Raw genomic sequence first — 15,481 nt, forward strand, 5'->3', positions numbered from 1 at the left:
CTTGCGTCCCCCGGTCACTTACTTATGTAAGCTCCCGGGGATCCACAACCTTGCCGCCTCGATGCACCATGAATGATTTTGTGTATTACTTTCCAGGCCTAAGCGGCCTGTTTCCTGTCAACAAGGAACCCTTCATGGCGCAGAACAAACATGTGACGTTGGTAATTACTCACACTCTGCTACCTGAGCAGGCGCAGCGGTATGAGCAGTGGCTGGGGAAAATCATGCCTGTAGCGGCTGAATTTCCCGGTCATCTCGGGGCGAACGTGATTCGCCCGGCAGATGGCAACAACCTATGGAACATCATTATCCGCTTCGACACGCTTGAGCATCTGTATAGCTGGACCCAGTCCGATACGCGCCGCGTGTTGGTCGAAGAGATTGCTCCACTGCTGGCTGAAGGTGACAAAACCGAAATTCGCACCGAAGCAGCATTCTGGTTTACGCCACCCGCGCCCCATGTACGACAGCCCAAACGCTGGAAACAGTTTCTGATAACCCTGCTGGTGATATTTCCAAGCACCAATCTGGTGCCGTGGTTGACCGGCATTGTGCTGCCTGCAATGAAGGGCTCGTTACTCCTGCATCTCATCAATGATGCCTTTGTGGTTGCGCTGGTGGTCTGGTTCTGGATGCCCATCGTAACCCGTCTGTTTGCCGGATGGCTGAAAAAAGCCTGACCGGTATCTCAGGAGATTGTTATGTCTCAAACTGCCACACTGATTCTGACTCACGGAAAAATTCATACTCTCGACAGACAAAGTCCTCAGGTCGAGGCGGTGGCGATCGCCAACGGAAAGATTCTGGCGACCGGTAGCCACGAACGGGTAATGAGCTTTGCCGCTGAAGGGACGCAGGTTGTCGATCTGCAAGGGCATACGGTGATCCCTGGCCTGAACGATTCGCACCTGCACCTTATTCGTGGTGGACTGAATTACAACCTGGAATTGCGTTGGGAGGGCGTGCCGTCACTGGCGGACGCGCTACGCATGCTCAAAGACCAGGCTGACAGAACGCCGTCGCCACAATGGGTACGCGTGGTGGGCGGCTGGAGTGAATTCCAGTTTGCCGAACGTCGCATGCCAACCCTCGAAGAACTGAATGAAGCCGCTCCTGATACTCCGGTTTTTGTTCTGCATCTCTACGACCGGGCTTTGCTCAACCGCGCCGCGCTGAAAGCGGTTGGCTATACCAAAGCGACGCCGGAACCGGCGGGCGGTGAGATTGTGCGTGATAGCAACGGCAACCCGACCGGAATGCTGATCGCTAAACCGAACGCGATGATCCTTTACTCGACGCTGGCAAAGGGACCAAAACTGCCGCTGGAAATGCAGGTTAACTCGACCCGTCAGTTTATGCGCGAGCTGAACCGTCTGGGACTGACCAGCGCCATCGATGCGGGCGGCGGGTTCCAGAACTACCCGGAAGATTACGAGATCATTGAGCAGTTACACGCCAACAAACAGATGACGGTGCCTATTGCCTACAACCTGTTTACCCAGCGTCCGAAGCAGGAACTGGAAGACTTTGAACGCTGGACCGATATGCTCAAGCCAGGGCAGGGAACCGACTTCTATCGTGCCAATGGGGCAGGGGAAATGCTGGTTTTCTCGGCCGCGGATTTTGAAGACTTCCTCCAGCCACGCCCGGATCTGCCGGAAGGTATGGAAGATGAGCTGGAGCGCGTGGTGCGACACCTGGTTGAGCACCGCTGGCCGTTCCGCTTGCATGCTACCTACGATGAATCCATCAGCCGAATGCTGGACGTGTTTGAGAAGGTAAATCGTGATATCCCGTTCAATGGTCTGCACTGGTTCTTCGATCACGCCGAAACGATTACCGAACGGAATATCGAGCGTGTAAAAGCGCTGGGGGGCGGGATAGCGGTTCAGCACCGCATGGCGTTCCAGGGCGAATATTTTGTCGATCGCTACGGTAAAGATGCGGTCAAACATACACCGCCGGTGGCGAAAATGCTGGCGGCTGACGTTCCGGTCGGACTGGGGACTGACGCCACACGCGTGGCCAGCTACAACCCGTGGACCGCGCTCTACTGGCTGGTTTCGGGCCGTACCGTTGGTGGTATGGCGATGTACGATGATAACAATCGCCTGCCACGCGATGTGGCACTGGAACTGTGGACGGCCGGTAGCGCCTGGTTCTCCAGCGAACAGGGTAAGAAAGGGCGCATCGAGAAAGATCAACTGGCCGACCTGGTGGTGCTGTCCAAAGATTACTTCAGCGTGCCGGAAGAAGAGATTAAAGGTATTGAGTCGGTAATGACCATTGTTGATGGCAAAGTGGTTTACGCCGCCGGGCATTTCACCCCGCTGGCACCACCTGCTATTCCGGTTGTGCCGGACTGGTCGCCGGTAGTGAAGGTGCCGGGGCACTATCGCTCAGCGCCACCTGCTGCGGCGAAAATTGGCGCAATGGTGCAGATGCACCAGTGCTGCGGTAGCTGCGGTGTACACGGTCACCAGCATGATATTGCGCGGAAATCGGGGATTCCGGTGTCAGATGACCGGGCTTTCTGGGGCGCGCTTGGCTGCTCCTGCTTCGCGTTTTAATTGTGGTTTGGATAAGCGTATCGTCACTGGCGATACTAACGGAAAGTGACGCAATCGCTTATCTGATCTGCGAACAATAAAAAAGGCCCGCATTTGCGGGCCTTTCGTCGATTCATGCCAATTACAGGCTGGAAACGTTCTCGGTCAGGTATTTTGCCACGCCGTCCGGAGACGCGTTCATACCTTCTTTACCTTTTTCCCACTGTGCCGGGCAAACGTCGCCGTGCTCTTCGTGGAACTGCAGCGCGTCAACCATGCGCAGCATTTCGTCGATGTTACGACCCAGCGGCAGATCGTTAACCACCTGGTGGCGAACAACGCCGTTAGCGTCGATCAGGAAAGAACCGCGCAGCGCAACGCCCGCTTCCGGGTGCTCAATGCCGTAGGCTTTCTGGATTTCGCGTTTGATGTCAGCAACCATTGCGTATTTCACTGCACCGATGCCGCCTTTGTCGACAGGGGTGTTACGCCATGCGTTGTGGACAAATTCAGAGTCGAAGGAAACGCCAACAACTTCAACGCCGCGCTTCTGGAATTCTTCGTAACGTTTGTCGAATGCGATCAGTTCAGACGGGCAAACGAAGGTGAAGTCCATCGGCCAGAAGAACAGAACGGTGGTTTTACCGTTGGTATGCTGTTTGAAGTTGAAGTTTTCAACGATCTCACCGCTACCCAGTACCGCAGCTGCTGTGAAATCCGGAGCCTGACGAGTTACCAGTACCATATAATTCTCCTGCAAAGTTAAGGGGTTTTTGGAACGCAACGCGGGCCAGTATAGAGAGTGTTCGGGAATAAGACAAAGAGGCGCTGGCAATCAATGAGACAGGTTTTGTCTATCAATCTTTTGCCGGACGGTGGCTACTGCTTATCCGGCGGGGAATACGGGCTGCGATCAAAGGGTTTTGCACCGCGCCTGTTCCATCATTTGCGGATAAAACTGCCAGAATCGTTCTTCTAACGCATCGTAATGCGTATCGAGGTCATACCATGAGTCGCGTAGGGCATCGAGCCGTGGGCGGCGGCTGGCCATGCCGTTCAGGACGTTCTGGATAAAATCCATGTCCCGGTAGCGCTCAAGCCATTTCTCTGACCATATATAGTTGTTCAGATTGATAAAGCGCGGCGGCGATTCCGGCAAAATAGTGGTTACCTGGGTACGGGCATAGCGCACAAAGTCCGTCAGCGGGAAGTCAGGTGAGATTTCCGACCAATGGCGCGACAGAAAATGATCCCACATAACGTCCAGCGTAATCGGCGCGACGCGGCGCGTTTCGCTACGAAACCACTCTTTGGCTTCACGCACCTGCGGTAAGTTATCGGTCATCACATCGATACGACGATGCATAAAGATGCCTGCTACCACATCAGGCGAGTAGTGCGTTTCCGGATTACCCCGGACAAAATCGGCCAGCAGATTGCCGGAAAGCGAGCTATCGGCAAGGTGAGCGAGATGCAAATGTGCAAGAAAATTCATAGTTAAACGTTTATCCAGAGGGGTAAAGGTTGCAGGGAGAACGCCCCGGCACTAGACTACCCGCCTCTTATTTTAGTCTGAGTCAGTGTCATGCGCGTTACCGATTTCACCTTTGAATTACCCGAATCCCTGATTGCCCACTATCCGCAAGCTGAGCGCAGTAGCTGCCGCTTGCTGTCTTTGGACGGGCCGACGGGCGCGCTGACGCACGGTACTTTCACCGATTTGCTCGATAAGCTCAACCCTGGAGATTTGCTGGTCTTTAACAACACCCGCGTCATTCCTGCGCGTCTGTTTGGTCGTAAAGCCAGCGGCGGCAAGATTGAAGTGTTGGTCGAGCGTATGCTGGATGACAAACGTATTCTGGCGCATATTCGTGCCTCGAAAGCGCCGAAACCGGGTGCCGAGCTGCTGCTGGGCGACGACGAAAGTATTAAAGCGACAATGGTCGCCCGCCATGACGCGCTGTTTGAAGTTGAGTTTAACGACGAACGCAGCGTGCTGGATATCCTCAACGCCATCGGCCATATGCCGTTGCCGCCATATATCGACCGTCCGGATGAAGACGCCGACCGCGAGCTGTACCAGACCGTATACAGCGAAAAACCGGGTGCCGTCGCTGCACCGACCGCGGGTCTGCATTTTGACGATCCGCTGCTGGCTAAACTGCGCGATAAAGGCATTGAAATGGCGTTCGTCACCCTGCACGTTGGCGCGGGTACTTTCCAGCCGGTGCGCGTAGACACCATCGAAGACCACATTATGCATTCCGAATATGCGGAAGTGCCGCAGGATGTGGTGGACGCGGTGCTGGCGGCGAAAGCGCGCGGTAATCGCGTGATTGCGGTAGGTACCACCTCCGTGCGTTCGCTGGAAAGTGCGGCGCAGGCGGCCAAAAACGATCTCATCGAGCCGTTCTTCGGCGATACACAAATCTTTATTTATCCAGGCTATAAATATCAGGTGATTGATGCTCTGGTCACTAACTTCCACCTGCCGGAATCGACGCTGATTATGCTGGTTTCCGCATTTGCTGGTTATAAAAACACCATGCACGCCTATCATGAAGCGGTAAAAGCGGAATATCGCTTTTTTAGTTACGGGGATGCCATGTTTATCACGTACAATCCGCAGGCTATTTCTGAGCGACCGTGAGAAGGCTATCTCACTTGCCATTTTGATGTCGGGCAGTGCTCGCCATCCTCTCGTACTGCGTGTACGCTCCGGTGGCTGTGCGCTGGTCGCCCCCAAACTGGCTGCGCCGATTGCGCCTTCGCCAGTGGGTTAATATATTTTTACTCCGTGGAGTAATTCCGTGGGGAAAGTTTAATCATCAGACTGTCTCTCTGATGCAGGAGAAAAAATGAAATTTGAACTGGATACCACAGACGGTCGCGCTCGCCGCGGCCGCCTGGTTTTTGAACGTGGCGTAGTAGAAACGCCTGCTTTTATGCCGGTCGGTACTTACGGCACCGTGAAAGGCATGACGCCGGAAGAAGTTGAAGCAACCGGCGCACAGATCATCCTCGGCAACACCTTCCACCTGTGGCTGCGCCCGGGTCAGGAAATCATGAAACTGCACGGCGATCTGCACGATTTCATGCAGTGGAAAGGGCCGATCCTCACCGACTCCGGCGGCTTCCAGGTGTTCAGCCTGGGCGATATCCGTAAGATAACCGAGCAGGGCGTGCATTTCCGTAACCCGATCAACGGCGATCCGATTTTCCTCGATCCCGAGAAGTCGATGGAGATTCAATACGATCTCGGTTCCGATATCGTGATGATCTTCGACGAATGTACACCGTATCCGGCCGACTGGGACTATGCTAAACGCTCAATGGAGATGTCTTTGCGTTGGGCGAAGCGTAGCCGTGACCGTTTTGATAGTCTCGGCAACAAAAATGCGCTTTTTGGCATCATTCAGGGCAGTGTTTACGAAGATTTACGTGATATCTCCGTCAAAGGTCTGGTAGATATCGGCTTTGATGGCTACGCTGTCGGCGGTTTGGCTGTCGGTGAGCCGAAGGAAGATATGCACCGCATTCTGGAACATGTTTGCCCGCAGATTCCGGCAGATAAACCGCGTTACCTGATGGGCGTCGGCAAACCAGAAGATCTGGTTGAAGGCGTGCGTCGCGGTATCGATATGTTTGACTGCGTGATGCCAACGCGAAATGCCCGTAATGGTCATTTGTTTGTGACTGACGGCGTGGTAAAAATTCGTAACGCGAAACATAAAAGCGACACCAGTCCGCTCGATGCTGAGTGTGATTGTTACACCTGTCGCAATTATTCGCGCGCTTACTTGCATCATCTCGACCGTTGCAACGAAATATTGGGCGCGCGACTCAACACGATTCATAACCTTCGCTACTACCAGCGTTTGATGGCGGGTTTACGCAAGGCTATTGAAGAGGGTAAATTAGAGAGCTTCGTGACCGATTTTTACCAACGTCAGGGTAGACCAGTTCCACCTGTGAACGTTGATTAATTTTAATAATGAGGGAATTTGAATGAGCTTTTTTATTTCTGATGCGGTAGCGGCAACAGGTGCTCCGGCGCAGGGCAGCCCGATGTCTCTGATTCTGATGCTGGTGGTGTTTGGTCTGATTTTCTATTTTATGATCCTGCGCCCACAGCAAAAGCGTACCAAAGAACACAAGAACCTGATGAACTCCATTGCGAAAGGCGATGAAGTACTGACTAACGGTGGTCTGGTGGGGCGCGTGACTAAAGTAGCAGAATCTGGCTACATCGCTATCGCGCTGAACGACACCACTGAAGTGGTTATCAAACGTGATTTCGTAGCTGCCGTTCTGCCGAAAGGCACCATGAAGGCGCTGTAATTTATTGTTTTCCCAAAGGGAACTGCCGTGTTAAACCGTTATCCTTTGTGGAAGTATGTCATGCTGATCGTCGTTATTGTCGTCGGTCTGCTCTATGCGCTTCCCAACCTGTATGGTGAGGATCCGGCTGTTCAAATCACTGGCGTGCGCGGTGCCGCCGCCAGTGAGCAAACGCTGATCCAGGTCCAGAAAACGTTACAAGAAGATAAAATCACACCTAAGTCTGTGGCTCTGGAAGAGGGTGCTATTCTCGCGCGCTTCGACTCCACTGATACCCAACTGCGCGCACGTGAAGTGTTAATGGGCGTACTGGGCGATCAGTACGTCGTGGCGCTTAACCTAGCTCCGGCAACCCCGCGCTGGCTGGCTGCCATTCACGCCGAACCGATGAAACTCGGTCTTGACCTGCGTGGCGGCGTTCACTTCCTGATGGAAGTGGATATGGACACCGCGCTGAGTAAGTTGCAGGAACAAAATATCGATAGCCTGCGCAGCGATCTGCGTGAAAAAGGCATTCCTTATACTACTGTTCGCAAAGAAGATAACTACGGTCTGAGCATCACTTTCCGTGATAGCAGCGCTCGTGATGAAGCTATCTCTTACCTGAGCAAACGTCACCAGGATCTGGTTATTTCCAGCCAGGGCAGCAATGCTCTGCGTGCGGTAATGACCGATGCGCGCCTGAGCGAAGCCCGTGAATACGCGGTACAGCAGAACATCAACATTCTGCGTAATCGTGTTAACCAACTGGGTGTTGCTGAGCCGGTGGTACAACGCCAGGGGGCTGACCGCATTGTGGTCGAACTGCCGGGTATTCAGGATACCGCGCGTGCGAAAGAAATTCTGGGCGCAACCGCGACGCTGGAGTTCCGTCTGGTAAACACCAACGTTGACCAGTCCGCTGCGGCATCGGGTCGTGTTCCGGGTGATTCGGAAGTGAAACAGTCTCGTGAAGGCCAGCCGGTTGTGCTGTACAAACGCGTGATTCTGACCGGTGACCATATCACCGACTCTACTTCCAGCCAGGACGAATACAATCAGCCGCAGGTTAACATCTCGCTGGATAGCGCAGGTGGTAACATCATGTCCAACTTCACTAAGGACAACATCGGTAAGCCGATGGCGACCCTGTTTGTGGAGTACAAAGACAGCGGTAAGAAAGATGCTAACGGTCGTGCAGTACTGGTGAAACAGGAAGAGGTGATTAACATCGCCAATATCCAGTCTCGTCTGGGTAACAGCTTCCGTATCACCGGTATCAACAACCCGAACGAAGCACGCCAGCTTTCCCTGCTGTTACGTGCCGGTGCGTTGATTGCGCCAATTCAGATTGTTGAAGAACGTACCATCGGCCCAACCCTGGGTATGCAGAACATTAAACAGGGTCTGGAAGCATGTCTGGCCGGTCTGGTGGTGTCTATCCTGTTCATGATCTTCTTCTATAAGAAGTTCGGTCTGATTGCGACCAGTGCGCTGATTGCTAACCTGGTGCTGATTGTCGGTATTATGTCGTTGCTGCCGGGTGCTACGCTGAGTATGCCGGGGATTGCGGGGATCGTCTTAACCCTTGCTGTCGCGGTCGATGCGAACGTACTGATCAACGAACGTATCAAAGAAGAGTTGAGTAACGGGCGTTCGGTGCAGCAGGCCATCAATGAAGGTTATGCGGGCGCATTTAGCTCCATCTTTGATGCGAACATTACGACGCTGATCAAGGTCATCATCCTGTACGCAGTGGGCACCGGGGCAATTAAAGGGTTCGCGATTACTACCGGTATTGGTGTGGCGACGTCGATGTTTACCGCGATTGTCGGTACACGTGCCATCGTAAACCTGCTGTATGGCGGCAAGCGCGTCAAAAAGCTGTCAATCTGAGGAGTGCGAAGTGGCACAGGAATATACTGTTGAACAATTGAACCACGGCCGTAAAGTCTGGGACTTTATGCGCTGGGACTACTGGGCTTTCGGCATTTCAGGTTTCCTGCTGATTGCGGCCATCGTGGTGATGGGCGTACGCGGGTTTAACTGGGGTCTCGATTTCACCGGTGGTACGGTTATTGAAATCACGCTGGAAAAACCGGCCGATATGGACGTGATGCGCGATGCGCTGGAGAAAGCGGGCTTCGTTGATCCGCTTCTGCAGAACTTCGGCAGCAGCCACGACATTATGGTACGTATGCCGCCAACTGAAGGTGCAGACGGCGGTCAGGTGCTGGGTAGTAAAGTGTTGAGTGTGATTAACGAATCCACCAACCAAAACGCCGCGGTGAAGCGAATTGAATTCGTGGGTCCGAGCGTGGGTGCAGACCTGGCGCAAACCGGTGCGATGGCGCTGATGGCGGCGTTGATCTCCATCCTGGTGTACGTCGGTTTCCGTTTTGAGTGGCGACTGGCGGCAGGGGTAGTTATCGCGCTGGCGCACGACGTGATTATCACACTTGGGATCCTGTCGTTGTTCCATATCGAGATTGACCTGACTATCGTCGCATCACTGATGTCGGTAATCGGTTACTCGCTGAACGACAGTATCGTTGTATCTGACCGTATTCGTGAAAACTTCCGCAAAATTCGTCGCGGTACGCCTTACGAAATCTTTAACGTGTCACTGACTCAAACGCTGCACCGTACGTTGATTACGTCCGGTACAACGTTGATGGTTATTCTGATGCTGTTCCTGTTCGGTGGTCCGGTACTGGAAGGATTCTCACTGACGATGCTGATCGGTGTTTCCATCGGTACTGCGTCTTCTATCTACGTGGCTTCGGCGCTGGCGCTGAAGCTGGGTATGAAGCGTGAGCACATGCTGCAGCAGAAGGTCGAGAAAGAAGGGGCGGATCAACCGTCGATTCTGCCTTAACCCATCCAGGAGTGAAGATACTGGAATCCCGATCGCAAGGTCGGGATTTTTTTTGCCTGTGAATTAGCGACAGGTAATTATCTTTTCCTGTCGCCACACTACTGACAGTATGCTGTCAGTAGCCCTGTCTTATAGTCCTCCTGAGATTACCCACACAGGCAGGAGGAAGTATGAGCAACGTAATTAATTGGTTTGAAATCCCCGTGGCACAAATGGATCGCGCCATCGCTTTTTATGAGCCAGTGATGCAGGTTTCTTTGCGTAGGGAGAATATGGACTGCGCTGAGCTCGCCGTATTTCCGCATCAGGATCCCGCTCCCGGCGGGGCGCTGGCTAAATTTGATGGTATTACGCCTTCAGCGCAGGGCGCTATTATTTATCTGCATACGGACGATTTGGCTGCAACGCTTGAACGCGTCGCCACTGCTGGCGGTCAGTGTGTGTTTGGCCCACTCGAACTGGGGCAGGACATTGGTACGATTGCGCTATTTACTGACAGCGAAGGCAATCGTGTTGGTTTACATCAACCCGCGTAATATTTTCAGCACTGAGGATTAAAATGAGCAGACGCGCCGACCGCTTGTTTCAGATTGTGCAAATCCTGCGTGGCAGGCGAGTGACAACGGCGGCGCTGCTGGCAGAGCGTCTTGAGGTTTCTGAACGGACGATTTATCGCGATATCCGCGATCTCTCTTTATCCGGCGTGCCTATTGAAGGCGAAGTGGGCAGCGGATACCGCTTAATGGCCGGGTTTGATCTACCGCCCTTGATGTTAACGCATCACGAATCAGAAGCATTGATGGTAGCGATTCGGTTACTGAAAACATGGGGTGGGGATTCACTCTCACAGGCGTTGGAATCCGCGCAGGAAAAAGTGTTGGCGATATTGCCGCCAGAGAGTCGGCGCAGAGCCGAGCAAACGCGGATTTTCGCGCCAGATTTTGGTAATCAGCCGCATTCACGTAGTGCCTTCGATCTCATACATCGCGCGGTTTCAGCACAGCAGGTGCTGGCGCTGCATTATCGCGATGAGTCCGGGAACCTCTCCTGGCGCGACGTTCAGCCGCTGGGATTATTTTTCTGGGGCGAGCACTGGCTGCTGGTTGGCTGGTGCGAGAAGCGTGACGATTATCGTTGCTTTCGCGTTGATCGATGTCTGAAGATTACGCCACTCGACAGGCATTTTCGCGAATCGACAGATCGCTCGCTAAGTGACTTTTTGCGTAAAGTACGCTGTGAAGACCAGCCATAAAAAAGCCAGCGGTTAAGCTGGCTTGTCTGCGAAACATTGTCTGGATTAGAAGTTGTAACCTACGACCAGGTAACCACCCCAACCGGTAGATTTCGCGCTGAAATCGCCTTCGCCCCAGTTCAGGGTATCTCCACCTTTCCACTGGCCGCCGTTATGGAAGTAACGCGCTACGACGGAGTAATGCCAGTGATCGTAGTTCAGCGCCAGGACGTGGCTGGACGCGATAGAGTTGCTGGTGCGGTTCGGATCATCACCCAAATCTGAGCCCCAGTCGAAGTTGGTGAAGCCGATGTAGGTCAACTGGCCGCCCCAAACCTGGGTGATCGGCACAAAGTATTTCACTTTGAAACGGTAGCCATCCCACTCGTTTTCGTTGGATGCGCCATAGTTCTGCCACTGGTATTTAGCATACACGTTCAAAGACAGACCCATCGGAAGACCGGTATCGATATCGGTACCCAGACCCATATACCAGGTGCTCTGGCGGCTGGCTTTGTTATCACCCATATCGTAGATGTAGTTGTTGGCGAAATACCATTCTTTGAACGGACCAAAGCTCAGGTCAGCGCCGGTCAGTTTGTCGATGGAGAAACGCGGTTCGATTTCCATAAACAGCGGGGAACCGTCAGACCAGATACCTTTATCGTTGCCGTTACCCCAGTCGAAGGTTTTCGGAATATCGATGTAGCCATAGAAGTCAAACCAGTCTTTTTTAGCAAACGCTTCGTATTCCAGATACACGTCGTTGTTCAGTTTCGGGGAGAAACGGGTGTGATAGCTACCCACCACGTTAACGCTCTGGTGCCACCAGTCGGACAGATATTGCGGTTTGTCATTTTCTGCTGCGTTGGCAGTAAAAGACGAGGAGAGCGCCAGCACTGCACCGGCTGCAAGTAATGTTTTTTTCATATGTATGCCACTGTTTGAAATCCCTTTCGGGAGTGAAAAATGCGCAATTTGCGTTTCTAAATATTTCGTAATTCTTCGGAGCCTATTATAAAAATCATTGTTCACAAAAATATGTCTTGTTTCACAGTTCTATCATTTACGTAATCGATTGCGTTCACGTTTGCGTACTTTAGGCGGCGAATTGTACTGGCTCCCATGAATGTTGCCAAGTTTTACCAGAAATATCGGTGATGTCAGAGGAGTAACAAAATGGACTGGGATGATGTTGCGGAACGCACAAAACGTTCCGCAAAAAAGTTTATTGGCTAACAGGCTGGACGTCGTGGATGCGAACAAATCCTAACTGATCTGGAGTGAGGCCATTTATCTGCAACGGAATGTCTACGTCGCTGGGAGCAAGAATACTCGCCGGAGCGTTGACCAACTGGTTGTGAACGTTCACTTCCTGATAATTGTCCGTGGTGCCCTGAATTTGCCCGTACTCAACGGTGGCGCTAAAAGCGGGTAAAGGCGTGTTGGATTCACCCTGAATCCGTAGCGTCAGGCGCGTACCATCGGCGTTCGGTGCAATGTTCACCAGCGACATGCGTAAGGTGCCAATTTGGCTGTCCAGTCGTGCCGGGGTTTTGGAACCCGGTAGCAGATAGACGCCGCTGGTTGATTTTGCATTCAACATATTTTGTTGCGTAATTTTTACTGTTTCCTGATTAAGCTGCGTCATCTCTTTATTCAACGTGCTAACGCTTTGATGCATCTGGCGTACTTCGCTTTGCTGTGCGCAGGCACTAAGACTAAAGAGACTTCCCACCAGGAGAATTCTTAGGTAACGTCTTGTCATTGTGATTACTTCCTTCATTGTCGCGATAGCATAATGGTAGTGTGGACTGAGCACGAAGGCATCGATCCTTTGTCTCAAAAGCGCAGCGCCTTTGTTGTCACGGCAGTTCAGGGTAAAATAGATTCTGTTAACCACTGAGGTACAGGACGCCGTATGCATTGCCCATTCTGTTTCGCCGTAGACACTAAGGTAATTGACTCTCGTCTTGTAGGCGAGGGCTCCTCGGTACGCCGCCGTCGGCAGTGTCTGGTTTGTAACGAACGTTTCACCACTTTTGAAGTGGCTGAACTTGTCATGCCGCGCGTTGTGAAAAGCAACGATGTGCGTGAACCCTTTAATGAAGAAAAGCTGCGCAGCGGCATGCTCAGAGCGCTTGAGAAACGGCCTGTCAGCGCAGATGACGTCGAAATGGCGTTAAACCATATCAAATCACAGCTGCGTGCGACGGGCGAGCGTGAGGTGCCGAGTAAGATGATTGGCAACCTGGTGATGGAGCAGTTGAAAAAGCTCGATAAAGTCGCCTACATCCGCTTTGCCTCTGTCTACCGGAGTTTCGAAGATATCAAAGAATTTGGCGAAGAGATTGCTCGCCTACAGGACTAAGCCATGCAGGATGAATTGTACATGGCGCGCGCGCTGAAGCTTGCTGCGCGCGGACGTTTTACCACTCACCCCAACCCCAACGTGGGCTGCGTGATTGTGAAAGATGGGGAGATCGTCGGTGAAGGATATCATCACCGTGCGGGCGAACCGCATGCCGAAGTTCATGCTCTGCGGATGGCCGGAGAAAAAGCGCAGGGGGCAATTGCCTACGTGACGCTCGAACCCTGCAGTCATCATGGTCGCACGCCGCCGTGTTGCGATGCGCTGATTGCGGCGGGGGTGTCGCGTGTGGTTGCGGCGATGCAGGATCCCAATCCGCAGGTCGCAGGACGTGGGCTCTACCGTTTACAGCAGGCGGGCATCGACGTCAGCCACGGGCTGATGATGAGCGAAGTTGAGAAACTGAATAAAGGCTTCCTCAAGCGCATGCGTACGGGATTCCCGTATCTTCAGCTTAAGCTTGGCGCGTCGCTTGATGGCCGTACGGCGATGGCCAGCGGTGAAAGCCAGTGGATTACCTCTCCACAGGCGCGCCGCGATGTGCAACGCTTGCGCGCGCAAAGCCATGCCATTTTAACCAGCAGTTCTACGGTGCTGGCAGACGACCCTCAGCTTACCGTGCGTTGGTCGGAGCTAGGGGAGTCAACTCAGGCGAGTTACCCGCAGGAAGAGCTGCGCCAGCCAATCCGCATTGTTCTTGATAGCCAGAATCAGGTCACACCGGAGCACCAAATTGTGCAACAGCCAGGAGAAACCTGGATTGTCCGGACTGAAGACGACCCTCGTAGCTGGCCGGAGACGGTGCGCAGCCTGAAGGTGCCGGAACATAACGGGCATCTGGATCTGGTGGTGCTAATGATGCAACTGGGCAAACAGCAAATTAACAGCATTTGGGTTGAAGCAGGCCCAACGCTCGCAGGGGCATTATTACAGGCCGGTTTGGTCGATGAGCTAATCGTTTATGTTGCGCCTAAACTGTTAGGCAGCGATGCGAGAGGATTATGTGTGCTTCCAGGCCTTGAGAAACTGGCTGACGCACCCCATTTCAAATTCAATGAGATACGCCAGGTGGGCCCGGACGTTTGCCTGCATTTAACGACTGCGTGAGGCTTTCTGATTTAGAGGAAGCAGCGCACAGAATATTATGATAAAATCCGCCCCCCTTACGGGGCCATAAATCGAACCCGAAGGAAGAATATGAACATTATTGAAGCTAACGTTGCTACCCCGGACGCTCGCGTCGCCATCACCATTGCGCGTTTCAACAACTTTATCAATGACAGCCTGCTGGAAGGTGCTATCGACGCCCTGAAACGTATTGGTCAGGTTAAAGATGAAAACATTACCGTTGTTTGGGTTCCAGGTGCATATGAGCTGCCACTGGCGGCCGACGCACTGGCAAAAACCGGTAAATACGACGCAGTGATTGCGCTCGGTACGGTGATCCGTGGCGGTACCGCGCACTTCGAATATGTGGCTGGCGGTGCAAGCAATGGCCTGGCGCATGTCGCTCAGGACAGTGGCATTCCGGTAGCCTTCGGTGTTCTGACCACCGAAAGTATTGAACAAGCCATCGAACGTGCTGGCACTAAAGCCGGTAACAAAGGCGCAGAAGCTGCACTGACTGCGCTTGAAATGATTAATGTATTGAAAGCCATCAAGGCCTGATTTTTGTAAGGGGAAATCCGTGAAACCTGCTGCTCGTCGCCGCGCCCGTGAGTGTGCCGTCCAGGCGCTCTACTCCTGGCAGTTGTCCCAGAACGACATCGCTGATGTTGAATACCAGTTCCTGGCGGAACAGGACGTTAAAGATGTCGACGTTCTGTATTTCCGTGAACTGCTGTCCGGGGTGGCGACTAACAGCGCGTACCTGGATGGATTAATGAAGCCTTACCTGTCTCGTCTGTTGGAAGAGCTGGGTCAGGTAGAAAAAGCTGTACTGCGTATTGCGCTGTTTGAATTGTCTAAACGTAGTGATGTGCCGTACAAAGTGGCCATCAACGAAGCGATTGAACTGGCAAAAACCTTCGGCGCCGAAGATAGCCACAAATTCGTGAACGGCGTACTGGATAAAGCAGCACCTGTGATTCGCCCCAACAAAAAGTAATCCCGAGGCCGGCTGGATGGTGGAA

17 protein-coding genes are annotated in these 15,481 nt (G+C 53.0%); 13 read left to right on the plus strand and 4 right to left on the minus strand.

Annotated elements, in window-relative coordinates:
* Positions 1–134 precede the first annotated feature (134 nt).
* Both OGY71_RS09035 and OGY71_RS09040 read left to right on the plus strand, forming a co-directional pair.
* Complete coding sequence (locus OGY71_RS09035) at positions 135–680, plus strand: antibiotic biosynthesis monooxygenase (protein ID WP_003830975.1); 546 nt, start codon at positions 135–137, stop codon at positions 678–680.
* A 21-nt stretch (positions 681–701) separates the two neighbouring features.
* The gene (locus OGY71_RS09040) at positions 702–2,570 is read left to right on the plus strand and encodes an amidohydrolase (RefSeq protein WP_286613150.1); all 1,869 of its coding nucleotides are present in this window, start codon (positions 702–704) and stop codon (positions 2,568–2,570) included.
* 121 nt (positions 2,571–2,691) lie between these two features.
* Here the strand turns inward: OGY71_RS09040 and OGY71_RS09045 are convergent, their stop codons facing one another.
* Positions 2,692–3,294: a peroxiredoxin gene (locus OGY71_RS09045; RefSeq protein ID WP_003021524.1), complete on the minus strand. Its 603-nt coding sequence runs from the start codon at positions 3,292–3,294 to the stop codon at positions 2,692–2,694.
* Between the two features lie 168 nt (positions 3,295–3,462).
* Complete coding sequence (gene acpH / locus OGY71_RS09050; RefSeq protein ID WP_003830978.1) at positions 3,463–4,044, minus strand: ACP phosphodiesterase; 582 nt, start codon at positions 4,042–4,044, stop codon at positions 3,463–3,465.
* Between the two features lie 90 nt (positions 4,045–4,134).
* Here acpH and queA point away from each other — a divergent pair, with 90 nt between their 5' ends.
* The 7 genes from queA (at position 4,135) to OGY71_RS09085 (ending at position 10,999) form a co-directional block, all read left to right on the plus strand.
* Entirely contained in the window at positions 4,135–5,199 is a 1,065-nt protein-coding gene (queA, locus tag OGY71_RS09055; RefSeq protein WP_032942525.1) for a tRNA preQ1(34) S-adenosylmethionine ribosyltransferase-isomerase QueA, read from the plus strand.
* Positions 5,200–5,407: 208 nt separating this feature from the next.
* Positions 5,408–6,535: a tRNA guanosine(34) transglycosylase Tgt gene (gene tgt, locus OGY71_RS09060; RefSeq protein WP_126955929.1), complete on the plus strand. Its 1,128-nt coding sequence runs from the start codon at positions 5,408–5,410 to the stop codon at positions 6,533–6,535.
* 22 nt (positions 6,536–6,557) lie between these two features.
* On the plus strand, positions 6,558–6,890 hold the full coding sequence (gene yajC / locus OGY71_RS09065) for a preprotein translocase subunit YajC (RefSeq protein WP_003021544.1): 333 nt from the start codon (positions 6,558–6,560) through the stop codon (positions 6,888–6,890).
* A 27-nt stretch (positions 6,891–6,917) separates the two neighbouring features.
* Complete coding sequence (secD, locus tag OGY71_RS09070) at positions 6,918–8,765, plus strand: protein translocase subunit SecD (protein ID WP_003021547.1); 1,848 nt, start codon at positions 6,918–6,920, stop codon at positions 8,763–8,765.
* Between the two features lie 10 nt (positions 8,766–8,775).
* Positions 8,776–9,747, plus strand: a complete 972-nt coding sequence (gene secF, locus OGY71_RS09075) for a protein translocase subunit SecF (RefSeq protein WP_003021550.1) — start codon at positions 8,776–8,778, stop codon at positions 9,745–9,747.
* 170 nt (positions 9,748–9,917) lie between these two features.
* Positions 9,918–10,283 (plus strand): VOC family protein, encoded by a 366-nt coding sequence (locus OGY71_RS09080; RefSeq protein ID WP_003021554.1) that lies wholly within the window; start codon positions 9,918–9,920, stop codon positions 10,281–10,283.
* 23 nt (positions 10,284–10,306) lie between these two features.
* Positions 10,307–10,999 (plus strand): helix-turn-helix transcriptional regulator, encoded by a 693-nt coding sequence (locus OGY71_RS09085; RefSeq protein ID WP_126955927.1) that lies wholly within the window; start codon positions 10,307–10,309, stop codon positions 10,997–10,999.
* 45 nt (positions 11,000–11,044) lie between these two features.
* On the opposite strand, the gene OGY71_RS09090 is transcribed toward OGY71_RS09085, so the two are convergent.
* A complete protein-coding gene (locus OGY71_RS09090; protein WP_003021561.1) occupies positions 11,045–11,908 on the minus strand; it encodes a nucleoside-specific channel-forming protein Tsx in 864 nt (287 codons plus the stop codon).
* Between the two features lie 298 nt (positions 11,909–12,206).
* On the minus strand, positions 12,207–12,746 hold the full coding sequence (locus OGY71_RS09095; protein ID WP_003830983.1) for a SadB/YajI family lipoprotein: 540 nt from the start codon (positions 12,744–12,746) through the stop codon (positions 12,207–12,209).
* 153 nt (positions 12,747–12,899) lie between these two features.
* Here OGY71_RS09095 and nrdR point away from each other — a divergent pair, with 153 nt between their 5' ends.
* From nrdR to nusB, 4 genes are all read left to right on the plus strand, one after another.
* Positions 12,900–13,349 carry a transcriptional regulator NrdR gene (nrdR, locus tag OGY71_RS09100; RefSeq protein WP_003021571.1) on the plus strand — a complete coding sequence of 150 codons (450 nt, stop codon included), beginning with the start codon at positions 12,900–12,902 and terminating at the stop codon, positions 13,347–13,349.
* 3 nt (positions 13,350–13,352) lie between these two features.
* The gene (ribD, locus tag OGY71_RS09105) at positions 13,353–14,456 is read left to right on the plus strand and encodes a bifunctional diaminohydroxyphosphoribosylaminopyrimidine deaminase/5-amino-6-(5-phosphoribosylamino)uracil reductase RibD (RefSeq protein WP_206159845.1); all 1,104 of its coding nucleotides are present in this window, start codon (positions 13,353–13,355) and stop codon (positions 14,454–14,456) included.
* A 90-nt stretch (positions 14,457–14,546) separates the two neighbouring features.
* Complete coding sequence (gene ribH, locus OGY71_RS09110; RefSeq protein ID WP_003021575.1) at positions 14,547–15,017, plus strand: 6,7-dimethyl-8-ribityllumazine synthase; 471 nt, start codon at positions 14,547–14,549, stop codon at positions 15,015–15,017.
* Positions 15,018–15,036: 19 nt separating this feature from the next.
* The gene (nusB, locus tag OGY71_RS09115; RefSeq protein WP_000801129.1) at positions 15,037–15,456 is read left to right on the plus strand and encodes a transcription antitermination factor NusB; all 420 of its coding nucleotides are present in this window, start codon (positions 15,037–15,039) and stop codon (positions 15,454–15,456) included.
* Positions 15,457–15,481 lie beyond the last annotated feature (25 nt).

The sequence above is a fragment of the Citrobacter sp. Cpo109 genome (assembly GCF_030332565.1).
GTDB classification, from domain to species: Bacteria; Pseudomonadota; Gammaproteobacteria; order Enterobacterales; family Enterobacteriaceae; genus Citrobacter; species Citrobacter portucalensis.